The sequence below is a fragment of the Achromobacter sp. GD03932 genome (assembly GCF_029839485.1).
In the GTDB taxonomy this organism is placed as follows: Bacteria; Pseudomonadota; Gammaproteobacteria; order Burkholderiales; family Burkholderiaceae_B; genus Achromobacter; species Achromobacter bronchisepticus_A.
Genome location: NZ_JAOCAT010000018.1, coordinates 104,709 through 123,442 on the forward strand (window position 1 = coordinate 104,709; position 18,734 = coordinate 123,442).

The 18,734-nt window shown below is 65.0% G+C and carries 19 protein-coding genes; 6 read left to right on the plus strand and 13 right to left on the minus strand.

All coding sequences use genetic code 11. From position 1 onward, the window contains the following. Positions 1-63: 63 nt before the first annotated feature. The 12 genes from erpA to pmbA form a co-directional block, all read right to left on the minus strand. Positions 64-435: an iron-sulfur cluster insertion protein ErpA gene (gene erpA, locus N5C88_RS17950; RefSeq protein ID WP_013391415.1), complete on the minus strand. Its 372-nt coding sequence runs from the start codon at positions 433-435 to the stop codon at positions 64-66. Positions 436-521: 86 nt separating this feature from the next. After that, positions 522-1,268 carry a DUF6776 family protein gene (locus tag N5C88_RS17955; protein WP_280015915.1) on the minus strand — a complete coding sequence of 249 codons (747 nt, stop codon included), beginning with the start codon at positions 1,266-1,268 and terminating at the stop codon, positions 522-524. A gap of 44 nt (positions 1,269-1,312) precedes the next feature. Beyond that, positions 1,313-2,377 (minus strand): N-acetyl-gamma-glutamyl-phosphate reductase, encoded by a 1,065-nt coding sequence (argC, locus tag N5C88_RS17960; RefSeq protein WP_280015916.1) that lies wholly within the window; start codon positions 2,375-2,377, stop codon positions 1,313-1,315. 215 nt (positions 2,378-2,592) lie between these two features. Beyond that, complete coding sequence (gene rpsI / locus N5C88_RS17965; protein WP_006217310.1) at positions 2,593-2,985, minus strand: 30S ribosomal protein S9; 393 nt, start codon at positions 2,983-2,985, stop codon at positions 2,593-2,595. A gap of 9 nt (positions 2,986-2,994) precedes the next feature. Continuing rightward, a complete protein-coding gene (gene rplM, locus N5C88_RS17970) occupies positions 2,995-3,423 on the minus strand; it encodes a 50S ribosomal protein L13 (RefSeq protein WP_013391412.1) in 429 nt (142 codons plus the stop codon). 298 nt (positions 3,424-3,721) lie between these two features. Beyond that, complete coding sequence (locus tag N5C88_RS17975; RefSeq protein WP_054458384.1) at positions 3,722-4,432, minus strand: ABC transporter ATP-binding protein; 711 nt, start codon at positions 4,430-4,432, stop codon at positions 3,722-3,724. A gap of 55 nt (positions 4,433-4,487) precedes the next feature. Further along, the gene (locus N5C88_RS17980; protein ID WP_059372876.1) at positions 4,488-5,276 is read right to left on the minus strand and encodes an ABC transporter ATP-binding protein; all 789 of its coding nucleotides are present in this window, start codon (positions 5,274-5,276) and stop codon (positions 4,488-4,490) included. Further along, positions 5,269-6,144 (minus strand): branched-chain amino acid ABC transporter permease, encoded by an 876-nt coding sequence (locus N5C88_RS17985; protein ID WP_013391409.1) that lies wholly within the window; start codon positions 6,142-6,144, stop codon positions 5,269-5,271. Before N5C88_RS17985 ends, N5C88_RS17980 begins: the two co-directional genes overlap by 8 nt. A 3-nt stretch (positions 6,145-6,147) precedes the next feature. Next, entirely contained in the window at positions 6,148-7,029 is an 882-nt protein-coding gene (locus N5C88_RS17990; protein WP_059372875.1) for a branched-chain amino acid ABC transporter permease, read from the minus strand. 169 nt (positions 7,030-7,198) lie between these two features. Continuing rightward, the gene (locus N5C88_RS17995) at positions 7,199-8,353 is read right to left on the minus strand and encodes an ABC transporter substrate-binding protein (protein WP_118932553.1); all 1,155 of its coding nucleotides are present in this window, start codon (positions 8,351-8,353) and stop codon (positions 7,199-7,201) included. Positions 8,354-8,609: 256 nt separating this feature from the next. Next, positions 8,610-9,707, minus strand: a complete 1,098-nt coding sequence (locus N5C88_RS18000) for an ABC transporter substrate-binding protein (RefSeq protein ID WP_280015917.1) — start codon at positions 9,705-9,707, stop codon at positions 8,610-8,612. A 171-nt stretch (positions 9,708-9,878) separates the two neighbouring features. Further along, entirely contained in the window at positions 9,879-11,243 is a 1,365-nt protein-coding gene (pmbA, locus tag N5C88_RS18005) for a metalloprotease PmbA (RefSeq protein WP_059372869.1), read from the minus strand. A 58-nt stretch (positions 11,244-11,301) separates the two neighbouring features. On the opposite strand from pmbA, the gene yjgA reads away from it, so the two are divergent. From yjgA to N5C88_RS18035, 6 genes are all read left to right on the plus strand, one after another. Beyond that, positions 11,302-11,853 carry a ribosome biogenesis factor YjgA gene (yjgA, locus tag N5C88_RS18010; protein WP_059372867.1) on the plus strand — a complete coding sequence of 184 codons (552 nt, stop codon included), beginning with the start codon at positions 11,302-11,304 and terminating at the stop codon, positions 11,851-11,853. Between the two features lie 19 nt (positions 11,854-11,872). Next, a complete protein-coding gene (locus N5C88_RS18015) occupies positions 11,873-12,550 on the plus strand; it encodes an alpha/beta hydrolase (protein ID WP_059372865.1) in 678 nt (225 codons plus the stop codon). Between the two features lie 336 nt (positions 12,551-12,886). Beyond that, positions 12,887-13,891: an ABC transporter substrate-binding protein gene (locus tag N5C88_RS18020; RefSeq protein WP_059372863.1), complete on the plus strand. Its 1,005-nt coding sequence runs from the start codon at positions 12,887-12,889 to the stop codon at positions 13,889-13,891. Beyond that, positions 13,891-14,706, plus strand: a complete 816-nt coding sequence (locus tag N5C88_RS18025) for an ABC transporter ATP-binding protein (RefSeq protein ID WP_059373042.1) — start codon at positions 13,891-13,893, stop codon at positions 14,704-14,706. Before N5C88_RS18020 ends, N5C88_RS18025 begins: the two co-directional genes overlap by 1 nt. A gap of 3 nt (positions 14,707-14,709) precedes the next feature. After that, positions 14,710-15,546 carry an ABC transporter permease gene (locus N5C88_RS18030; protein ID WP_059372861.1) on the plus strand — a complete coding sequence of 279 codons (837 nt, stop codon included), beginning with the start codon at positions 14,710-14,712 and terminating at the stop codon, positions 15,544-15,546. 9 nt (positions 15,547-15,555) lie between these two features. After that, positions 15,556-16,248 (plus strand): cysteine hydrolase, encoded by a 693-nt coding sequence (locus N5C88_RS18035; RefSeq protein WP_059372858.1) that lies wholly within the window; start codon positions 15,556-15,558, stop codon positions 16,246-16,248. Between the two features lie 12 nt (positions 16,249-16,260). Here the strand turns inward: N5C88_RS18035 and N5C88_RS18040 are convergent, their stop codons facing one another. After that, a complete protein-coding gene (locus N5C88_RS18040) occupies positions 16,261-18,702 on the minus strand; it encodes a GNAT family N-acetyltransferase (RefSeq protein ID WP_059372856.1) in 2,442 nt (813 codons plus the stop codon). Between the last annotated feature and the right edge of the window lie 32 nt (positions 18,703-18,734).

Sequence of the window (18,734 nt, forward strand, 5' to 3'; positions counted from 1 at the left end):
CGCGCCCATGCAAAAAGCCCTTCGGCGCGCCGAAGGGCTTTTTCCTTTTTCCTGCCCGGCTGATTACACCGAGAACGAGGAACCGCAGCCGCAGGTAGTGCTGGCGTTGGGATTGCGGATGACGAACTGCGCGCCTTCCAGGTCTTCCTTGTAGTCGATCTCTGCGCCGACCAGGTACTGGAAGCTCATCGGGTCGACCAGCAGTTGCACGCCGGCCTTGTCCAGCACGGTGTCGTCATCGTTCACGACTTCGTCGAAGGTGAAGCCGTACTGGAAACCCGAACAGCCTCCGCCCTGCACGAAAACGCGCAGCTTCAGCTCAGGATTGCCTTCTTCGGCCAACAGATCCTTCACCTTGGCCGCAGCCGAGTCGGTAAAAACCAGGGGAGCAGGCGGGGCGGCCTGCAGGTCGACGGTTTCGGTCACTGCATTCATGGTTCACTCCTGGCCGGTTCGGCCATATTTCGGTGAGCGGCAACGGCGCTCGCATGGTGTCACTATAGCGCAGGGCTTGCGCAGACTCAAAGTTCGAGCTTGACGCTTCTTGACGCGCGGACGGTATCGCCCTCCAGGACGCTGACCGTCACGCTTTCGGGGACAAATCCCTCGGGCAGCGCCAGGATGCCCTGGCTGCGCTGGTATTGATCGAACTGCAGGGCCAGCGGCGAGGTCGGCGCGCTGTCGCCAGGAATGGCAACAGAGCCGGATTCGGCCTTGACCTGCATGGGCGCCAGATCCACCTTCACGGTTTCGCCCTTCAGGACGCCAGTGGCCTGGAAACGCAAAGCGCCCGAGAATGGAGAGCCGCCATTGCGGCCGCTGCGCATCAACAGGACCTTGTAGCGCAAGCCGCCGCCACTGCGGTCGATCTCGACGCCACGGATGTCCACCGCCCCCTCGGGACCCGGCGGCAATAGCTGCTCATAGAACGCCAATTGATCGCGCACCCTGCCGACCTCGGCCTGGACCGTGCGCAGCTGCGCTTCCAGTTCCTGGCGCGCGGCGCGTTCGATGACCAGTTCGCCGTCGGCGGTGTCCAGCTGCCCTTGCGTGTAGCGTAGCTGCGTCGACTGTTGACGCATGGCCTCTTCCTGGACCTCGGCCTGCCGGGCGCTGATCACCACGGCATCCTGCGGCCGGTAGAGCTTGCGGGCGTAGAAGAAGCTGGCGGAACCGCCCAGCAGCACGCCGATCAGCAGGCCCACGAATACGCGCGTCAACCCGCCGGCGGAGCGAGACTGGGGCGTGGTGGAGGAATCGGCGGGCATAAAGAGCGGCGGCTTGCGGCCCTGCGGCCGCAAGCCTGCGTACATCAAGGCAGGATCGCGACCTGATCCAGGCCGGTCGATTCGGAGATGCCGAACATCAGGTTCATGTTCTGCACGGCCTGGCCGGCAGCGCCCTTGACCAGGTTGTCCTGAATCACCAGGACGATCAGTTGGTCGCCATTGCCGGGACGGCTGAGCGCAATCCGCAGGTTGTTGGAGGCGCGCACCGAACGGGTTTCAGGCAGGCTGCCGGCGGGCATGACGTCGACGAAGGGCTCGTCGGCGTAGCGCTGTTCAAACAGGGCCTGGAAGTCGGTATCGCGGGCTTCCGGCAGGATGCGCGCATAAATGGTGGAGAACATGCCGCGGATCATCGGCACCAGATGCGGCACGAAGGTCAGGCCGACCTTGCCGCCGGCGATCTTTTCCAGCTGCGCGACGATTTCCGGGTGGTGGCGGTGGCCAGCCACGCCGTAGGCCTTGAAGTTGTCCGAAGCTTCGGAGAAGAGCGAGCCCACTTCCGCCTTGCGGCCGGCGCCCGACACGCCTGACTTGCAGTCGGCGATCAGGGTTTGCGCATCGATCAGCTTCTTGCCGCCTTCGAGCAGCGGAGCCAGGCCCAGCAGCACGGTGGTGGGATAGCAGCCGGGGTTGCCGATGACGCGGGCCTTGGAGATGGCCTCGCGGTTCAGTTCCACCAGGCCATACTGGGACTCGGCCAGGATGTCCGGGCAGGTATGGGGAATCTTGTACCAGCGTTCGAAGGTGGGGATGTCCTGCAGGCGGAAGTCGGCGGCCAGGTCGATGACCTTGGTGCCGGCATTGATGAGCTCCTGGGCCTGGGCCATGGCCACGCCGTGGGGCGTCGCGAAGAACACGACGTCGCAATCCGTCAGCGTGGCCTTTTCCGGCGCGGAGAAAGCGATATTCACGCGGCCGCGCAGGTTCGGATACATGTCAGCCACCGGCAGCCCGTCTTCCTTGCGGGACGTGATGGCGGTCAATTCCACATTGGGATGCTGCGACAGCAAGCGCAGCAGCTCGACGCCGGTGTAACCGGTGCCGCCGACGATACCAACCTTGATGCGGGTGTTCGATGCTTGGGCCATGATGTGTGCTCTTCGTAGAACGAGGATCGATTGTATCGCTCGGGAAAGCGGGTGTTGCGGCTAAGAGCCCGAAATGGCACCGCAGTCCTTCTTTCCGACCGGAGGGAATGCGCGGAGTTCCGCGCGGGGCGCACAGCGGCCGGACGGGGTCCGGCGCTGGTACAAATAGTGCGAAAAAAAGCCCGCCGAAGCGGGCTTTTTCGTGCAGCAGCGTATTAACGCTTGCTGAACTGCTTGCGCCGACGTGCCTTGCGGAAGCCGACCTTCTTGCGTTCGACTTCGCGGGCATCGCGGGTGACAAAGCCAGCTTGCGACAGTGCGGGCTTCAGGGTCGCGTCGTAGTCGATCAGGGCACGCGTGATGCCGTGACGGACTGCGCCGGCCTGGCCGGTTTCACCGCCGCCGTGCACGTTGACCTTGATGTCGAACGATTCCAGGTGGCCGGTCAGTTCCAGCGGCTGGCGCACGATCATGCGGCCGGTTTCGCGGGCGAAAAAGTCGTCGACGGGCTTGCCGTTGACAACGATCTTACCCGTGCCCTTCTTGATGAAAACGCGAGCCACCGAGGTTTTGCGACGGCCGGTTCCGTAATTCCAGTTACCGATCATGGCGTTTCCTTAGATATCCAGCGTCTTGGGCTGCTGGGCGGTGTGCGGGTGCTCGGCACCGGCGTACACCTTCAGTTTCTTGATCATGGCGTAGCCCAGAGGACCCTTGGGCAGCATGCCCTTGACAGCCTTCTGGATGGCGCGGCCGGGAAAACGCTCTTGCATCTTCTCGAAGTTCGTTTCACGGATACCGCCCGGGTACGTCGTGTGGCGGAAGTACTTCTTGTCCTTCGCCTTGGCGCCCGTAACAACGATATCGGCAGCGTTGACGATGACGATGTAGTCACCGGTATCAACGTGCGGCGTGAATTCAGGTTTGTGCTTGCCACGCAGACGACGTGCGACTTCGCTGGCCACACGACCGAGGACTTTGCCCTTGGCGTCGATCACAAACCAGTCACGTTGGACTTCATGCGGCTTGGCCACAAAGGTCTTCATGATGGTTCCTAAGAATAAAAATTTTCCTGGCTGGACCATCCAGCCAGTTTTTTTCCCCGAACTAGACCAAAATCGCGGAAAGAACCCAGCGGGTTTTCCAAAAATTCAGTCGATATCAGCGTCTTGCCTAAGCGTTATTACCCGCCCGTGCATTGGCCAAAATGAGGGAAAGCCTGCGATTCTAACACAGCTGCTCAAAAAGTGGGCAACTTAATCCTCGTCGGAAATACGCCAACGGCGCCCTGAGGCGCCGCCGGCACATCCAGACAATCAGGGACGCACGCCCTGGAACGCCCGCTCAGGCGCCCAGGTAGGCTTCCAGAACGCGGGGATGGCCCAGCAGTTCGCGGCCGGTGCCGGTGAGCGCCATGGCGCCGTTCTCCAGCACGTAACCGTGCTGGGCAATCTTCAGCGCCTGGCGCACGTTCTGCTCGACCAGGAACAGGGTCAGGCCATCGGCGTTGATCGCGCGCAGGGAGCGGAAGATCTCCTGCACCACGATGGGCGCCAGGCCCATGGAGGGTTCGTCCAGCAGCAGCAGGCGCGGCTTGGCCATCAGTGCCCGGCCGATGGCCAGCATCTGCTGCTCGCCGCCGGACAGGTTGCCGGCGATGCCGGTGATCCGTTCCTTCAGGCGCGGGAACAGGTTGAACACGTATTCCAGGTCCGAGTCGACGTTCTTGAGGCCGCGGCGGTAGGCGCCCAGCTCCAGGTTTTCGAGCACGGTCATGGTGGTGAGGATGGCCCGCCCTTCCGGCACCTGGACGATGCCTCGCGCCACGAGTTGATGCGGCGGCAGGTTGGTGATGTCCTCGCCTTCGAAGGTGATCTTGCCGCGCGCCTTGGGCAGCAGGCCCGACAGCGCCAGCAGCGTGGTCGACTTGCCGGCGCCGTTGGCGCCGACCAGGGCGGTGATTTCCTTGGCGTTCAGGTCCAGGTCGATGCCGCGGACGGCTTCGATGTGGCCGTAATTGACCTCGAGTCCGCGGACTTCCAGCATGGCGCTCATTGTGCAGCCTCCGCGCAATGCGCTACGGTATTCGTCTTGGGAGCGGCCCGGCGACTCATTTGGCGGCCCCCGCTTGTTCGGTGTCTTCGTCGTCTTCGCGGCCCAGATAGGCTTCGATGACCTGTTCGTTGTTGCGGATCTCGTCAGGCCCGCCGCAAGCGATGATCTTGCCGAAGTTCAGCACCGCGATGCGCTCGCACAAGCCCATGACGAAGCGCATGTCGTGCTCGATCATGAGGATGGTGTAGCCGCGGTCGCGGATGGCCAGGATCTCGCGCATGAGCTCGGCGCGCTCGCCGGTGTTCATGCCGGCGACCGGCTCGTCCAGCAGCAGCAGCTTGGGCTCGGTGGCCAGCGCGCGCGCCAGCTCCAGGCGGCGCTGCTCGCCGTAGGACAGGTTGTCCGCCAGGTCGTTGGCCTTATGGTCCAGGCGCATCCAGGTGAGCAGTTCATGCGCGCGCTCGCGGGCGCGCTTTTCGTGCTCGCGGTAGCCCGGCAGGCCCAGCAGCAGGCTGGGGAAGCCGTAGTTCATGTGCCGGTAGGCGCCCACCACCACGTTTTCCAGCAGCGTCATCTCCTTGAAGAGACGGATGTTCTGGAACGTGCGGGCGATGCCCATGCGCGTGATGCGGTGCGGCTTCTTGTCCAGGACGCTCTGGCCGTTGAACGTGATGGTGCCGCCGCTGGGCGGCAACAGGCCGGTGATGAGGTTGAACACCGTGGTCTTGCCGGCGCCGTTGGGGCCGATCAAGCCGAAGATGGCGCCTTCGGGGACCGACAGGCTGACGTCATGCAGCACATGCAGACCGCCGAAGCTCTTGGAGACGGAAGAAAGCTCAAGCATGGCGCTTGCCTCCCTGGCGTCCTTGGCGCATCCAGCGCTTGAAGCGCGCCGGATCCCAGATGCCTTGCGGCAGGAACAACACAATCACCACCAGAATCACTCCGTTCGCGACCAGGCGCAGATCGGCAAAACCGCGCAGCATTTCGGGCAACACGGTAATGATGAAGCTGCCCAGCACGGGACCGGCCAGGCCGCCGATGCCGCCCAGGATCGCCATGGTCAGGATTTCCACGCCACGGTCGAAACCGTATTCGTTGGGGCCGATGAAGAAGGTCAGGTGCGCGTTCAGGGCGCCGGCCAGACCCGCGATCATCGCGCCGGCCACGAAGGCCAGCATCTTGTTGGCGCGCACGTCGATGCCCATCAGGCCGGCCGCGGTTTCGTCACCGCGGATGGCATCGAACGAGCGTCCGATCTTGGAGGCGCGCACGCGCCACAGCACGAACAGCACGATGACGACGGCCAGCACCACATGCCACCACTGCGTCAGCTGCGGGATGCCGTTAAGGCCCAGCGCGCCGCCGGTGATGGATTCGGTGTTGAGGATGGTCACGCGGACCACTTCGCCAAAACCCAGCGTGGCCATGGCGAGGTAGACCCCGGACAGCCGCAAGGTGGGCAAGCCGATCAACGCCGCCACCAGCGCGGGCGCGGCCATGCCGCCGGCAAGCGCAACCGAGAACGGCGCGTCGTAGTTCATGGTGAGCAGCGCGGCGGTGTACGCCCCGATGCCCATGAAGGCTGCGTTGGCCATGGCCAGCATGCCGCAAGCCAGGGTCAGCCAGATGGAGAGGGCCAGCAACGCATTGGTGCCCAGCGTGAGCACCAAGTTGCCGTAGATGGCCCAGAAGTTTTCGAATCCGCTCATTCTTTAAGCCTTGCGTTGAACCACTTTGCCGAACAGACCTTGCGGGCGCACCAGCAGGATCAGGAACAGCAGGCCGAAAGCCACCGCATCGCGCATGGTGGAGCCGATGTAGGCCACCGACAGCACCTCGGCGAAGCCCAGGAACAGGCCGCCCAGCATGGCGCCGCGGATGTCGCCCATGCCGCCCAGGATGATGACCGCGATGCCCTTGTGCAGCATCGGCTGGCCCATCAGGGGGAACAGCGCGTTGGAGTACAGCCCGATCAGCACGCCGGCAACGCCGCCCAGGGCGGCCGCGGCGAACGAGGTGGTGACGAACAGTTTTTCGACGTTGATGCCCAGCAGCCACGCGGCCTTGGGCGATTCGGCGATGGCGCGCAGGGCGCGGCCGAATTGCGTGCGGCGCATGACGTACATCAGCACGGCCATCAGCGCGAAAGACAGGAAGATGATGCCCAGTTCAATGACGGTCAGGTGCAGGCCGGCGACCTCGATCACTTCCTCGGGCACGGTGCCGTGCGGGAAGCGCAGGTTGCTCGCGCCAAAGATGCTCTGGGCGGTGTTGTTCAGGATGATGCCCACGCCGATGGTGGCGATCATGGGGATCAGGTGGGGCGCGTTGCGCTTGCGCAGCGGCTTGAGCACCAGGTAGTCGATGATGACCCCGGTGAAGCCGGCGACGAAGAACGCTGCCATCAGGCCGGCCCACAAGGGCAGGCTGAATTGCTGCACCACGAACAGTGCCGCGTAGGCGCCAACCATGAAGACGGCGCCATGCGCCAGGTTGATCACCCCGAGCACGCCGAAGATCAGCGTGAAGCCCAGCGCGAACAGTGCATACACACAGCCCAGCGACAAGGCATTGACGAATTGTTGTTCGAACATGATGGGACTTTCCAAAGCTGTGAGGGCCCCATGCAGCGCCCACTGCATGGCCTTGAGCCTCCCGGCGGGGAGGCATTTCTTTTAGGGTGACGGCCCTGCGATAAAAAGCGCCTTGCGGACGGCTCAGCCGCCCGCAAGGCGCATCCCCCCGCGCGGGGATGCGCAGCGCTTACTTTTCGATGACGTACTTGCCGTCCTTCGTCACGCTGACGATGGGAGCCTGGTCGGCATCGTAGCCGGCGGGCTTGCCGGCGCGGTCGTTGGCCTGACGGAACTTGAACGGGCCAGTGGCGCCGGTCCAGGTGACCGCGGGCAGCGCGTCGCGCAGGGCTGCGCGATCCTTGGGCAGGTCGCCCGAGATCTTGACGTTCTTCAGGGCCTGGGCCGCGATGTACATGGCGTCATACGACTGGGCCGCGAACTGGTCGGGCGCGCCGTTGAACTTGGCCTTGTAGGCGTCGATGAACTTGACGTTCTCGGGGGCCTTGTTCTCGATCGACCAGGGGCTGCCGATCCACAGATTGTTTGACGCGCCGCCAGGGGCCAGGTCGAAAATCTTGACCGAGTTCATGCCGTTGCCGCCGATGACGGGCACGTTCAGGCCCAGTTGGCGGGCCTGCACCATGATCGGAGCGCCTTCGGCCAGCAGTGCGGACAGCACGATGGCGTCGGGGTTGGTGCCCTTGATCTTGGTCAGCTGGGCCTTGAAGTCCACGTCGCCCTTGGCGAACGTTTCGGTCGTCGTGACCGGGATCTTCTGGTCTTCCAGGGCCTTCTTGAAGTTGTCGTAGCCGCTCTTGGTGAAGACGTCGTCGTTGCCGTAGAGCACCGCCACGTTCTTCAGGCCGGTCTTGGCCTTGACGGTGGAGATGGTGGCCGGCAGCACGTCGGCTTCGGTGACCGAGTTGCGGAACACGTAGTTGCCGATGGAGGTGATGCCGTCGGCGGTATTGGAGGTGCCGAAGGCGACCGTCTTGGCGGCCTGGGCGATCGGGTCGGCGGCCTGGGCCGAGTTCGACAGCGTCGGGCCGAAGACCATCAGGACGTTGTCCTTGAAGATCAGCTTCTTGAAGACGTTGATCGCTTCTTCTTTCTTGCCTTGTTCGTCCTCGACCACGAGCACGATCTTGTTGCCGTTGATGCCGCCGGCGGCGTTGATTTCATCAGCGGCCAGCTGGAAACCATTGCGGATCGACACGCCGTACTGGGCAGCGCCGCCCGACAGGGCTTCGGCCACGCCGATCTTGATGTCGGCCGCATGGGCAGCCGGGACGATACCGGCAGCGATCAGCGCGGCCAGCAGCTTCTTGGTCTTGGATTGCATGGTTGTTACCACCTTAAAGTCTGTCTCGGAATATTGGTAATCCGGGCTGATGTAATCCTGCCGGATTGACGTCGGATGCCGCCTAAAGGCGCCATGTTTGCGCGTCAAGACCCGGGATATTACTCCTTTGTATCAGGCGGCTACTCGAACGCCATTCAACAAAAGCCTACAAACCGCCCATTTTTTTGTAAAAAACGTGTGGTTACTAGCAAAAACCCTAACGCCGGCCGAATGCTATTCGGCAGGCGTAAGTGTCCTACGTTCTGGCCGATAGCGCTACGCCCAGGTATTGGTCGTAGGCGCTTTCGGTCAGACGGAACCATGGCATTTCGCTGTCGCGAAAACCCATGTAACTATCGTGCATCGCCTTGAATCTGGGGTCTTTGGCGCCCAAGTCCTTATAGAGCTGCTGCGTGGCCTCGAACGCCAGGTCCATGATGGACCGCGGGAATGTACGGATTTGAGCGCCGTTTGCCGTCAATTGGGCCAGCGCGGCCGCGTTGCGGGCATCGTAGCGGGCGATGGCGGCGGCATGCGCGGCCTGGGCGGCCGCGTCGACCACGGCCTGGTAGTTCTTGGGCAACGCATTCCAGGCTTCGTCGTTGATATACAGCGACAGCTGTTCGCCGGGCGCCCACCAGCCGGGTGCGTAGTAATACTTAGCAACCTTATTAAGACCGAGCTTGTCGTCATCGTAGGGGCCCGCGCCCGCCACCGCCTGCAGGCCGTCTTTCTCGAAGGCCTCGGCCAGCTTGGCGGGATCGGCCTGCTGCGGCGCCACGCCCAGCTTGGCCAGCACGTCGCCGGCCAGGCCGCCCACCCGCATTTTCAGGTCTTTCAGGTCGCCGGCGCGCTTGATTTCCTTGGTGTACCAGCCGCCCATCTGGGCGCCGGTGTTGCCCAGCGGAAAGTTGATGATTTTTTCAGGCTTGAAGAGTTCGCGGGTCAGCCGCAGGCCGCCGCCTTCGTTCATCCAGGCGTTCATCTGCCTGGCGTTCAGGCCGAAGGGCACTGCGGCGTCGAAGCAGAAGACGGGGTTCTTGGCGTAGTAGGCGCGGGACGAGGCATGGCCGCATTCCACCTTCTTGGTGGAGACCGCTTCCATCAGGTCCGCGGCGGGCACGATCTCGCCCTCGGGGAAATGGCGGATGTTGAACTTTCCGCCCGTGGCTTCAGAGACGAACTTGCAGAAGCTTTCGCCAGCGCCAATGCGCAGATCCAGGGTGCTGGGGAAGCCGGAAGACAGGCGCCAGCTCAATGAGGGCATGTCCTGCGCGAACGCGGGCGCGCTGACGGCGGCTCCGGTGGCGACAGCGCCGAGACCGGCGTGCTTCAAGAACGAACGTCGTTGCATCTCTTTGCTCCTTTACAGCAACACCTGGGACATCAAGCGATACCCGGCGGATATTACACGCTGATATCGGCCTGCCTGGCCACACTATCAGGTAAGGGATTGCAAAGACCGGAACGACTGCCGGGTCTGCGTGGCGGCCGCGGCGCATCATGCCGCGGCCAATACGCAGGATCAGATTCCGGCGATCGCCATCTGCTCGATCAGGATCGAGCCGGTGGTCTTGGTGCCGCGCGAAATCGTGTCGGCGCCGACCGCCACGATCTGCTTGAACATATCGGCCAGATTGCCGGCAATGGTGATTTCCTGCACCGCGTGCTGGATCTGGCCGTTTTCCACCCAGTAGCCGAACGCGCCGCGCGAGTAGTCGCCGGTGACGTAGTTGACGCCCTGGCCGATCAGCTCCGTGACGAGAAAGCCCGTGCCCATCTTCTTGAGCATGGCTTCGAAGTCGTCGCCGCGGCGGGTCTGGGTGGAGCTGAACACCAGGTTATGCGAACCGCCGGCATTGCCGGTGGTGGTCATGCCCAATTTGCGAGCGGTGTAGGACGACAGGAAATAGCCTTCCAGCACCCCGGCCGACACCACGCTGCGGCGACGCGTGCGCACGCCTTCGTCGTCGAAGGGCGAACTGCCCATCGCGCCGCGGATGTGCGGATCTTCGGTCAGGTTGATATGTTCGGGGAAGATGGGCTTGCCCAGCGCGTCCAGCAGGAAGCTGGCCTTGCGATACAGCGCGCCGCCGTTGGCGGCCTGGGTCAAGGCGCCCACCAGCCCCAACGCCAGGGGCGCTTCGAACAGGACGGGGAACTTGCCGGTGCGGATGCGGCGGGCCGACAGCCGCGACAGCGTGCGCTCGGCGGCGTAGCGGCCTATGGCTTCGGGCGAAGCCAGCTTGGCCGGATCGCGTTCGGAGCTGTACCAGTAGTCGCGCTGCATGCCGTTGCCGCGGCCGGCAATGGGCGCGACCGACAGGCTGTGGCGCGAGTACGGGTAGCCGCCCAGGAAGCCGCGCGTGTTGCCCATCACGAACTGGCCTTCGTAGGTGCCCACGGTGGCGCCATCGGTATTGGTGATGCGCGGATCGACCTCGCGCGCTGCGCGCTCGGCGCGCAGCGCCAGCTCGGCGGCTTCTTCGGTGGACACGCCCCAGGCGCGGTGCAGGTCCAGGTCGGGGAATTCAGTGGCCAGCTGGTCGGCGTCGGGCAGGCCGGCGGCCGGATCGGCGGCGGTATGGCGCGCGATGTGCCAGGCGGCTTCGACCGTCTGGCGCAGCGCCGCTTCGGAAAAGTCGGAGGTGGAAGCGGAGCCGCGGCTCTGGCCGGCGTAGACCGTCAGGTCCAGCGAACGGTCGCGGGTCTGTTCGACGGTTTCGATGTCGTTCTTGCGTACGGAGACCGACAGGCCCAGGCTTTCCGAGACTTCCGCCGCTGCGTCGGAGGCGCCGATCTGGCGCGCATAGGCGAGGGTTTGTTCGACGAGTTCAGAAAAACGCGCGTGATTCGCCGCCAGCGGCAAGGATGAGGAGGTTTTAACCATTGCTGTCCAATTTGCAGAGACGGTTATCATAGCCAAGTCTGTCATTGCGCAGTTTTCCATGAATTCCCATATTGAAGAAGAATCCGTCGACGACGGTTACGACGAGAACGGCTACGACCGTCCCAGCAAGTCCCAGGTCAAGCGCGAAATGCACGCGCTGCTGGACCTGGGCAAGCAGCTGATCGAACTGTCCCCCGAACGCCTCAAGCAATTGCCGCTGGCCGAGCGTCTCTATGAGGCGATCCGCACGGCGCAGCGCACCACCGGGCGCGAGGGCAAGCGGCGCCAGGTTCACTTCGTGGGCAAGCTGATGCGCGACGCGCCCGCCGACGAGATCCGCGCCCAGCTCGATGTCTGGGAAAACGGCTCGCGCGAGGAAACCGCCGCCATGCACAGGCTGGAGACGCTGCGCGACCGCCTGCTGGACGACGACGAGGCCTTGACCAAGCTGCTCAACAGCAATCCGCAAGCCGACGTGCAGCAGCTGCGCGCGCTGATCCGCGCCGCCCGCAAGGAAAAGCTGGCCAACGCCGCCCTGCTGCAAGGCCAGGAACCGCAGAAAAAGCACTACCGCGCGCTGTTCCAGGCCCTGAAGACCCTTACCCTTTGATTTTCATCGCCCGCCGTCCATGAACGCTCCGACCGACCTGCTCGATTGCATCGAGATCGAAACCGCCCCCAATCCCACGCACGCCGTGATCTGGCTGCATGGCCTGGGCGCCGACGGCAACGACTTCGCGCCCATCGTGCCGGAGCTGGACCTGCCGGCCGGCGCGTCGGTGCGCTTCGTGTTCCCGAACGCGCCGGTGCAGCGCGTGACGATCAATAACGGCATGTCGATGCGCTCCTGGTACGACATCCTGGTCATGGACCTGGTACGCGTCGAGGACGCCCGCGGCATCCGCGCCTCCGAAGCCGCGATCCACAAGCTGATCGCGCGCGAGAACGCCCGCGGCATCCCGACCTCGAAGATCGTGCTGGCAGGCTTTTCGCAGGGCTGCGCCATGACCCTGCACACGGGCATCCGCCTGCCGGAAAAGCTGGCGGGCATGATGGGCCTGTCGGGCTATCTGCCGCTGCTGGACACGGCCGAAGCCGAGCGCAACAGCGCCAACCAGGACACGCCCATCTTCCTGGCCCATGGCCAGTACGACCCGGTGGTGTCGCTGCCGCGCGCCCAGGCCTCGCTGGCCGAGCTGCGGCGGCTGGGCTACGACGTGCAATGGCACACCTACCCGATGCCGCACTCGGTCTGCGCCGAGGAAGTAGCGGATATCTCCAAGTTCCTGAACCAGGTTCTGGTCTGAGGACCATGCAGGGCCGCGCCCGGCGGCCCTGATCGCGGCAGATGGGCGTCCTGCGCCCTGCCCGCCCGCTCGCAGGCCCTGGCGGCCTGCGATTTCATTTTGTATACCAAGTGGTATCCCAGCCTGGAATTTTCCTGGGCTGACTTTCTCTCGTCCATAGAGAAAAACGCCAACTGCAAAAAGCTTGTCGCCTATTTGTATTGAATATAGTATTCGATCCAAGCCTTACCGGCCCGGGCGACCAGTTCGGGCTTCCCTGTTGTTGTTGTCGATCCATCCCATTGGCCGTGTCGCGCCGGGTTTCGGCGTGGCATTCAAGACGCAGGAGAAAGTCCCGTGAAATCCTTGCCATCGCCCCGTCTGGCGGCTGCGGCGCTGCTCGCGCTGTTCGCCCCCTTGGCCGCCCAGGCCGAAGCCCTCAATCCCCCCGTGAAGGTCCGCTACGAAGAAGTGGTGCGGTCCATTCTTTACGTGCCCAAGTACGTGGCCCTGTCGCAGGGCTATTTCAAGGACGCGGGCCTGGACGTGTCCATGAAGACCTCGCAAGGCACCGACAAGGGCATGACCGCCCTGCTGTCCGGCAGCGCCGACATCGTGCTGATCGGGCCCGAGGCGTCCATCTACGTCCACAACAGCGAATCCCCGGTCAAGCCCAAGATCTTTGCCGGGCTGACCGCCACCGACGGATTCTTCCTTTTGGCGCGCAAGCCGGTGGAGAAGTTCGACTGGTCCATGCTCAAGGGCAAGGAGGTCATCGGCTTCCGGCCGGGCTCCAATCCCATCGTGTTCCTGGAAACGGCGCTGCGCAAGCATGGCGTGGATCCCCAAAAGGACGTGAAGCTGCTGAACAACATCGGCATTCCCGCGCGCGCGGGCGCCTGGATGGCCGGCCAGGGCGAATATGGCATTTTTCTTGAACCCGAGGCCGGCGAATTGGTGCGCAACGGCAAGGGCTACATCGTCGCCTCGGTGGGCCACGAAGTCGGCCAGGTGGACTACACGGTCTTCACCGCCACCGACAAGTACATCCGCGACAACCCCAAGGTCATCCAGGCCTGGACCGACGTGGTGGCGCGCGCCGAAAAATACGTGAAGGACACGCCCGCGGCCACGCTGACGCCGCAGATCATGACGTACTTCCCCGGCATGGACCAGGCTGCGGTGACAGAGGCCATCGAGCGCTACAAGAAGTACCAGATCTGGAAGACCACGCCGCTGGTGACGGCCGAAGCCATGAACCAGTTGCAGGACATGCTGATCGCCAGCGCGGTCATGAAGGACAACGCCCGCGTGAAGTACGAGGACGTGGTGGTGACCGACTTCGCGAAGAAGGCCCAATGATGGGAGCCGTCGTCCACAACCTGAAGCCGGACACCGCCACGGCGAAGATCGAACTGCGCGAGGTCTGTCTTTCCTATTTCACCCAGGAAGGCGAGACGGAGGCGCTGTCGAACGTGTCGTTCACGCTGGCGGCGGGCGAATTCGTCAGCCTGATCGGGCAAAGCGGCTGCGGCAAGAGCACGCTGCTGTCGCTGATCGCCGGCCTGATTCCGCCGACCTCGGGCGCCGTGATGATAGACGGCCAGGCCGTGACCAAGCCCAATCCGCGCATCGGCTACATGCTGCAGCAGGACTACCTGTTCGAATGGCGCACCATCCTCGACAACGTCATGCTGGGCGCGGAGATCCAGGGCCGGCGCGATGCGCGCAGCGAGGCGCGCGCCGTGCATCTGCTGGAGAAATGCGGACTGGGCGCCTTCCTGTCGCACACGCCGCGCCAGTTGTCGGGCGGCATGCGGCAGCGCGCCGCGCTGGCCCGCACCCTGGTCACCGAGCCGGACGTGATCCTGCTGGACGAGCCCTTCTCGGCGCTGGATTCGCAGACCCGGCTGGCAATCTCCGACGAAGTGGTGGACATCCTGCGGCGCGAAGGCAAGACCGTGGTGCTGGTGACGCACGACATCGGCGAAGCCATCGCCATGACGGACCGCGTGATCGTGCTGTCGCGCCGGCCCGGCCGCCTCAAGAGCCAGTACCGCATCCATTACGGCGACGGCCAGGCCCGGCCCACGCCGTTCCAGGCTCGCTCGCGGCCCGAATTCAATACCTACTTCAAACAGCTGTGGGACGAGCTCGATGTCCACGTGGAGGGTTGACCCATGAACGCGCCCGTCGCCAACACCGTTCCGCTGCGCGCCGTGCGCGCGCCCAGCGAGAAGTACCTGAACTACCTGCGGCGCGACCGCGCCCGCCGCCGGCACATCCGCATCGCGCAGGCGCTGCTCTTGGCCGTGTTCCTGTGCGCCTGGGAAATCCTGCCGCGCATGCATATCCTCAACCCGCTCCTGACCAGCTACCCCAGCGCGCTGTGGCCAACCTTCATCGAGCTCTGGAACAACGGCAACCTGGGCAAGCACATCATGACCACGCTGAGCGCCACGCTGGTGGGCTTCGGCCTGAGCATGGCGATCGGCATCGTGGTGGCGGCTGCGCTGTGGTGGTCGGACTTCCTGTACAAGGTGCTGGACCCCTTCCTGGTGGTGGCCAACGCCATGCCCAAGATCGCCTTCGTGCCGATCTTCTACCTGTGGCTGGGTTCGGACTACGCGGTGTACGGCATGGCCGTGGCGATCGCGGTGTTCGTGACCATCATGGTGGTGTATGCGGGGTTTCGCGGCATAGACCTGAACAAGGTGAAGCTCGCCCACACCTTCGGCGCCAGCCGCTGGCAGGTGCTGACCAAGGTGGTGCTGCCGGGCAGCGTGCCCACGCTGATCGCGGCGGTGAAGATGAACATCGGCCTGGCACTGGTGGGGGTGATCGTGGGCGAGTTCCAGTCGGCGGATTCCGGCCTGGGCTTTCTCATCATGAACGGCAGCCAGGTGTTCAAGCTGAACATCGTCATGACCGCCATCGCCATCCTGGCCCTGATCTCCAGCGTGATGTACCTGATCGTCTACCGCATCGAAGCCGCGATCGCGCGGCGCTACGGATAAGGAACCGCCATGGAATTCCCGCAATGGGTAAAGGATCGCGTGATCGCCCGCCAGGGCCGCCTGCACCCCTATGACGAACTGCCCGCCGCGCGCCTCGCGGTGGTGGTGGTGGACATGCAGCAGTACTTCACGCTGCCCGGCTACCAGGGCGAATGCGCGCCGGCGCGCGAGATCATCGCCCCCATCAACCGCCTATGCGACGCGGTGCGCGCCGCCGGCGGCACCATCGTGTGGGTGCAGACCGCCTCCGATAACGCCGACTCGTTCTGGTCGCACCATCACGGCGTGATGCTGACGCCGGAGCGCAGCGCCAGGCGTCTGGAAACGCTGCGCCGCGATGCTCCGGGGTATGCGCTGCATCAGGACCTGCATGCGCACGACACCGACCTGCGCGTGACCAAGCGCTTCTACAGCGCGATGGCGCCGGGCTCGTCCGAACTGGAGCCGCTGTTGCGCGGGTGCGGCGTGGACACGCTGCTGATCGCCGGCACCGTCACCAATGTGTGCTGCGAATCCACCGCGCGCGACGCGATGATGCGGGACTTCCGCACCATCATGGTGGACGACGCGCTGGCCGCCGTCACGCCTGCCGAGCATGAACACGCGCTGCACGGCTGGATGCTGTTCTTCGGTGACGTGCTGTCGGTGGACGAATCGATCGCGCGGCTCAAGCCCGCCCAGGCAGTCAGGAAGACCGCCTGAACGGGCCTGATATCAGGACAGGTTCAGCCAGACCCGGCGCATCGTCGGGTCTTCCGGATCCGCGTCGTTGGTGAAGCCCAGGCTGGTCATCAGCGACAGCATGGGCCGGTTGGTCGACAGCACCAGGCCGTCGATGTATTCCAGCCCCTGCTCGCGCGCCGCGTCGATCAGCGCCGACATCAGCTGGCGGCCCAGGCCGCGGCGTTGCCAGTCGTCGCCGATCACCAGGGCGTACTCGGCCCCCCTGCCGTCGGGGTTGCGCAGGTAATGCGCGAAGCCCACCAGCACCTCGCGCGGATGGCCGCGGTTGGCGGGGTTGGGCACCTGCGTGGCGGCCACCAGGGCCAGCTCGCGGTGGTAGTCCACCTGCGTGTAGCGCGACACCATGCGCGGGGTCAGCTCGCGCATCATGGACACGAAGCGCATGTAGCGCGAACGCTCGGACAGGCCGCGGATGAATTCCTGCAGCGGTTCGGCATCCTCGGGGCGGATGGGACGCAACACCCAGGGGATGCCGTCGGCGAAGCGGCGCACCTGCACCAGCCGGGCCGGATACGGGTGGATCGCCATATGCGGGTAGCCCGCGGTCTGCGGCGTTGCGCAGCCGGGCTTCTCGGTCAGCGTCATGCGCAGCCCGCCGGCGCGCAGATGGGTTTCGCCGGCGTATAGCGGATCGATGTCCAGGGATTCGATATCCGGCAACTCCGACACCAGCTCGGACACCAGCACTACCGCCTGCTGCAAGGCCTCGGCGGCCATGTGGCCGATGCGCGGCGCCAGCACCCGGCGCCACAGCCGGCTGCGTTCGATCAGTTGGCGGGCCAGGAAGCCGTTGAGCGGCGGCAGATCGACGCCGCGGTCGGATTGCGACAGCACCGCGTCCGGGCCGCCCGCGCCGAAGCGGATTACAGGGCCGAACTGCGGGTCGCGCCGCACCCGGATCGCCATGGGGCGGGACTCCGGCTCTGCAGCCGCCACGTCCATCGGCGTGTCGCGCAGCGGCACGTAGAACAGCGCCAGCAGGCTGCGGATTTCGGAGGTATTCAGTTCGCGCCGGCATTCGGCGCGCACGCGCGCCAGGATCTCGCGCGCGGCGGCCAGGTCCGGCACGTGGCTGGCCGGCTCCGGCGGCTGCGTCTGCAACAACAGCTGCTGGTTGTAGTGATGGGTCGCCAGCACGCCGAAAGCGTCGGCGGCCGATTCGGGCGTGCGGAAAGCCGAGGTCCCCGCGTCATCCAGCATGCGCCGCAGCGGCCGCATGCCGGCGTCGCCCATGAAGCAGGTGACGACCGGCTTTTTCGCCTTGGGCGCGATCTGCGCCAGTTCGCGCGCCACCGCCTGCATGTCGGCCAGCGCGTCGGGCGCCAGCAGCACCAGCACGCCGTCCACGCCGGCATCGTCCAGCACCGCGTCCAGCATGGCGCGGATGCGCTCCGGGGTCAGCGGCGTGAAGGTGATGACGGGATTGGCGGTGGCGGCGTCGGGCTCCAGCATGGCCGCCAGCGTCCGCTGGGTCGCGGGCGCGAGCTCCGCGCGCAGCACGGCGGCGTCGGGGCCGATCAGGTCCATGGCCAGTTGGGGAGGCCCGCTGCCGTTGGAGATCAGCGCCACGCGCCGGCCCTTGGGACGGCGCGTGTAGCCCAGCACCTTGACCGCCGAGAACAGCTGCACGAAGTAGCGCACGCGGACCGCGCCGGCGCGGCGCAAGGCGGCGTCGAAGATGGCGTCGGCGCTGTCGGTATCCGCGCGGCCGGCCTTCAGCACGATCACGGGCTTGATCGAGGCCGCGGCGCGCAAGGTGCTCATGAATTCGCGGGCCGGACCCACGTCTTCCAGATAGAGCACGATGCTGTCCGTGCGCGGATCGCTGGCAAGGTAGTCCAGCACCTTGGACAGGCCCACCACCGCCTCGTCGCCCAGCGACACGGCGGTGGAAAAGCCGATGTGCACATCCTCGGCCCAGTCCATGACCGCGGCCATGATGGAGCGCGACTGCGCCAGCAGCGCCACGCGGCCGGCGCGCGCCAGCACGGGGTGCTGGCTCAGGTTCAGGCCGGCGTGCGGCCGCTGTGCGCCGAAGGAGCGCGGACCGAGCAATTCGCAACGGTTTTCCTCGGCCCAGGCGCGGCACAGCGCCAGCGTGCCGCGCGGATACGGGTCGGGCAGTTCGTGCGGCAGCAGGATTACCGAGCGCGGCGCCAGCGGCGACAGCCGGCGCAGCGTTTCCGGCAGGACGGCGGGCGAAACGCAAACCAGGGCCAGATCAGGCCGTTCGCCCTGGGCCAGGCCCTGCAGCGTGTCCGGCAGGTCCGGCGCGGCGCCGACTTCGCAGGCCACCACCGTGGTCTTGCCCTTGAGCGCGGGCGGCAACGAGGCCGCCGCCGGCAGCGGCCGGTCGGCGACGATCACCAGCGAGGCGGGCTCGAACATCGGGGCGAGAGCGTGTCGCAACATGGTGTTAGCAGGCCCTAATCTAAAATACCCCT

Bases quoted from the DNA above. Each gene is read 5' to 3' on its own strand.
- erpA (WP_013391415.1), bottom strand. From the start codon at position 435: ATGAATGCAGTGACCGAAACCGTCGACCTGCAGGCCGCCCCGCCTGCT.
- N5C88_RS17955 (WP_280015915.1), bottom strand. From the start codon at position 1,268: ATGCCCGCCGATTCCTCCACCACGCCCCAGTCTCGCTCCGCCGGCGGG.
- argC (WP_280015916.1), bottom strand. From the start codon at position 2,377: ATGGCCCAAGCATCGAACACCCGCATCAAGGTTGGTATCGTCGGCGGC.
- rpsI (WP_006217310.1), bottom strand. From the start codon at position 2,985: ATGATCGGTAACTGGAATTACGGAACCGGCCGTCGCAAAACCTCGGTG.
- rplM (WP_013391412.1), bottom strand. From the start codon at position 3,423: ATGAAGACCTTTGTGGCCAAGCCGCATGAAGTCCAACGTGACTGGTTT.
- N5C88_RS17975 (WP_054458384.1), bottom strand. From the start codon at position 4,432: ATGAGCGCCATGCTGGAAGTCCGCGGACTCGAGGTCAATTACGGCCAC.
- N5C88_RS17980 (WP_059372876.1), bottom strand. From the start codon at position 5,276: ATGCTTGAGCTTTCTTCCGTCTCCAAGAGCTTCGGCGGTCTGCATGTG.
- N5C88_RS17985 (WP_013391409.1), bottom strand. From the start codon at position 6,144: ATGAGCGGATTCGAAAACTTCTGGGCCATCTACGGCAACTTGGTGCTC.
- N5C88_RS17990 (WP_059372875.1), bottom strand. From the start codon at position 7,029: ATGTTCGAACAACAATTCGTCAATGCCTTGTCGCTGGGCTGTGTGTAT.
- N5C88_RS17995 (WP_118932553.1), bottom strand. From the start codon at position 8,353: ATGCAATCCAAGACCAAGAAGCTGCTGGCCGCGCTGATCGCTGCCGGT.
- N5C88_RS18000 (WP_280015917.1), bottom strand. From the start codon at position 9,707: ATGCAACGACGTTCGTTCTTGAAGCACGCCGGTCTCGGCGCTGTCGCC.
- pmbA (WP_059372869.1), bottom strand. From the start codon at position 11,243: ATGGTTAAAACCTCCTCATCCTTGCCGCTGGCGGCGAATCACGCGCGT.
- yjgA (WP_059372867.1), top strand. From the start codon at position 11,302: ATGAATTCCCATATTGAAGAAGAATCCGTCGACGACGGTTACGACGAG.
- N5C88_RS18015 (WP_059372865.1), top strand. From the start codon at position 11,873: ATGAACGCTCCGACCGACCTGCTCGATTGCATCGAGATCGAAACCGCC.
- N5C88_RS18025 (WP_059373042.1), top strand. From the start codon at position 13,891: ATGGGAGCCGTCGTCCACAACCTGAAGCCGGACACCGCCACGGCGAAG.
- N5C88_RS18030 (WP_059372861.1), top strand. From the start codon at position 14,710: ATGAACGCGCCCGTCGCCAACACCGTTCCGCTGCGCGCCGTGCGCGCG.
- N5C88_RS18035 (WP_059372858.1), top strand. From the start codon at position 15,556: ATGGAATTCCCGCAATGGGTAAAGGATCGCGTGATCGCCCGCCAGGGC.
- N5C88_RS18040 (WP_059372856.1), bottom strand. From the start codon at position 18,702: ATGTTGCGACACGCTCTCGCCCCGATGTTCGAGCCCGCCTCGCTGGTG.